This window comes from Acinetobacter sp. AOR34_HL, assembly GCF_027854795.1.
GTDB classification, from domain to species: domain Bacteria; phylum Pseudomonadota; class Gammaproteobacteria; order Pseudomonadales; family Moraxellaceae; genus Acinetobacter; species Acinetobacter junii.
Genome location: NZ_JAKTID010000070.1, coordinates 1 through 3,865, shown reverse-complemented (window position 1 = coordinate 3,865; position 3,865 = coordinate 1). Strand labels below are relative to the sequence as shown.

The following is a 3,865-nucleotide window of genomic DNA, read 5'->3' as shown; positions in this document are numbered from 1 at the left end:
TTTTAAGGTCACTCTTTGTGCCTGATAAAAAATGGCGAAAACAAGAAGAACCTCAATTGAGGTTCTTCTTGTGATATTTGTGGGACAGCAGTGACCCGAAGGTTCTCTTTTTTGGTTTGATAGATTAGAACAAATTAAGCTGATTATTGTTAATAAGATCAGTTAATGTAGTATCCACATCAATGCTCATTAAAGTCACGTTAGAATGCACCCCTCCAGCTCCATCACGATCAATACTGATCGTAGTTGTTGCGCCATCAGAGTTGACGCTGACATATCCAGCCAATGATGGCGCACTTCCATCTCCAGTGTAACCAACTAGTAGATTAGAAATATCAATCACATCAGCATTTGGATCAGTAGCAGTATTACCTAAGTGGAAATCATTCCATGTATCAAAACCATTACCACCTGCGTTATCAGCATTGTCGAGTACATTGAAGATCGCAGTATCCGCTCCTAAACCACCAGTTAATGTATCATTACCCGCTTGGCCGTTTAATACATCATTGCCATTTCCGCCAAGCAACAGGTCATTACCAGCACCAGCATTCAGAGTATCATCACCATCTAGACCACTCAGGGTTTCACTCTCAATAGTACCATTTAGAGTTTCTCCGCTCGTTGTACCAGTAATAGTGCTATCTTGCAACGTAACAGCTACCGCTGGATTAACTAGAACAGTTGTACCATCCAAGCTATATTGTTCATAAGCCTGACCATTGATTAGCACCTGACCAACAAAGACACCTCCCAATAGGTTCAGTGTATCGTTACCATCACCTTCGACAAACAGCTGTGAACCAGCCCCAGTTGCTCTAGCTGCACCATCTGCGCCCAAGGTTAATGTTACTGATTCATTTTCAGTTTCAAGTTGAATCTTTTCGATATCATGTACTGCAGTAGTAGAACCTAATATTGCAGCCGTTGCGGTAGTAATGAGTAAGGTATCGTTACCCATACCACCATCAATCACTGTATCTGCTGCATCATAGATTAAAGTGTCATTACCATCTTCACCAAACAACTGGTCAGTACCAGCACCACCGCGTAGTAAATCATCGCCATCACCTGCTAGAAGAATGTCATCGCCTGCGAAGCCATACAGGTGTTCATTAGCTGATGTACCATTGACTATATTATCACCTGGTGTACCTTGAATCACAGTAGGATCACCTGACCCAGCAAAGAGACCAATATCTATAAGTGTTGTTGCACTATCTGTATCAGTAAGACCATTCATATCAGTTGTAGTGATCGAATAGGTTGGAGCAACTCCTAGATTCAAAGTGGCTGTTAAATAAACAGAACGTAATAACTCATTTACTGCCAAATTATCAATTACACCACCATCAATTGCAGTGATCGTAAGTGTAGATGACGGGAAAGTGGTAGTAATAATATCATCGAGAGGATTAAGCGGTGTACCATTGTTATCTACAGTATTAGAAAAATTTGTATGGACCACACTAAATTGTAAACCTAATTCAGCAGCAATCTGATTAGAGGCTGCTAAATCAAAACCTGTACTCAAATCAAGAGGAACTTGGTATGAAATTGAAATACTTTGAAGATTATTATCAGGATCATAGGCAATATACGTTTGATCGCCCAAATCTATCAATCCTAATAAATCAGCTCCAATTAAACCACCCAATAAACCTTGATTTACAATTGGAATAGGTGCTTGATTTCCTTCAATGGTAATCGCTTGGGTATCTGTATTTGTACCTACATTGCCAGATCCATCAATTAAACGAACTGCTACAGTATGATTGCCCACAGTTAAATCATTTGAACCATAGAACCATGTCCAACCATCAGCAGCATTGGTATCATTTGGATCCATATAGGCATCAACCCAAGCTCCACCGTCAATCTGAACTTGAACTTTTTCACCAGGAAGAAGTGGATTATTTAAAGTTCCAATAATTGTTGGTGAATTATCTGCCGTTGACCAGTCACCTTGTGTACCAGTATCAGTAGAAATCGCTGTGATATTTGGTGTTTGTGTAGGTGCAACATTATCAGTCAAATTGATAGTTAAGGTTGCTGTATCAGATGTAAAGCCATCACTCAAAGTATAGGTGAATATATCTTCTGGTCCCGTTACAGCTGGATTACCATTGGCAGTATAGGTGTAACTGCCATCAGCATTAATATGTAATGTACCGTAGTCACCAATAATATCTGCTCCAGATGAAGGGTCAACATCTACGATCGTAGTTACACCAGCAGCATTCGTGTACGACACTTTTGTCACTGTAGTAATACCTATACCCAAAACATCATTACCCGCTGGGTCAGCATCACTAATAACATTATTGCCAGTTATAGTTGAATTTGCTGGATCCACATTGTACTCAGTCAACTGTGTGGTAATAGTAGTAGTTTGCAAGAGTGTCAGAGTGTTTGCCAATAATGTAGTAGCTAATGTACTAACCAAGCTATCAAGAACATCTGTTACTGAAAGCCCCGTATCACCAATAATAGGTAAGATGAGAGGATCACTTAATATATCACCAAGGATACCAACTAATTCAGAAACTGGTGTTTCCTGACCAGTAGTGTTAATTAAGTTTAGTACGGTATTAAGTAAAGGCTCAACTGTAGAACCTAAATTTAAATCAATACCTAATATAGGGTTATTAAGTGCATTTACTACAGTATTTACAATAAGCGTCTGATTCTCTGCTCCAAGAAGAATTCCATTATCACCCAGCTCTTGGAGAGAAACTCCACCACTTCCATCAGAGTCAAGTAATCGACTTAATTGATTCTGATCATTATGTACTACAACACGATAAGTTCCTGCTGGTAACCCTAAGAAGTCTGCAGTTAAGGTATTGGTTCCACTAAGACCCAAAGTTCCCCCAATAATTGGAGTAAGTACTTGTCCAACTAAATTTGGATCATTAGGATTTGTAGAGGCTACAATATTCCCTGCAGCATCAACAATATCAACTCGATAACCATCAGCAACTGCCACTAGTGCCTCTTGACTAACTTCAACATGCAAAACACTGTAGCTATCAATGACAACACTCGCACTACCATCAGTACCATTGGAAGCTTCTGCAAGACCAAGAACTTGAACATCAGTTGTTTGTATTTCTGGTCCTACTGTTGCAGTTACATTACCAATATTTAAAGTTGCAATATCATCGATGGCATTTAGAGGGTCGATTGTAAGCGACAATACACCTGTATCGGTTAGTGTGCCGTCGGTTACAGTATAAGTCACTAATGGTACTGGTCCACTGTAATTTACTATTGGTGTGAACGTATAATTCCCTGTTGTATCCATAATAAATGTGCCCACACCAGTAATAGTCGCAGTTTGACCTACATTGTAAACTGTCGTATCACCTGCAATCGTGAAGCTTTGCACCGTCAATATTGGACTATCTACATCAGTATCATTCGCTAATACACTCGTGGTCGAGGTGAATGATATGTCTTTTGGTACGTACACAACATCATCAACAGCAATTGGTGCATCATTTACAGCAGTCACTGTAACCGTCAATGTTCCTGTGGTACTTAAACCTGTTGAGTCTGTCACCGTATAGGTCACAACATCATCACCCACATAGTTCAATGCTGGTGTGTAGTTCAACGTACCATCAGCATTGATCGTAACTGTGCCACCATTCGCTGAAACAGCTGATGTCACTGTCAATACATCTCCAGCATCTGGATCACTGTCATTCGCCAACACATTAATATTTGCCAATAACGTGTCTTCTGCTGTAGTTGCCGTATCTGGTGCTGTGATCGGTGCATCGTTGTTTACAGCAGTCACTGTAACCGTCAATGTTCCTGTGGTACTTAAACCTGTTGAGTCTGTCACCGTATAGGTCAC

At 40.2% G+C, this 3,865-nt stretch carries 1 protein-coding gene; it reads right to left on the bottom strand.

Features of this window, described 5'->3' with window-relative positions; translation table 11 throughout:
• Positions 1–124 precede the first annotated feature (124 nt).
• Positions 125–3,865: beta strand repeat-containing protein (locus MKL32_RS11920; RefSeq protein ID WP_270900589.1), on the bottom strand; the 3,741-nt coding region annotated here is incomplete at its 5' end.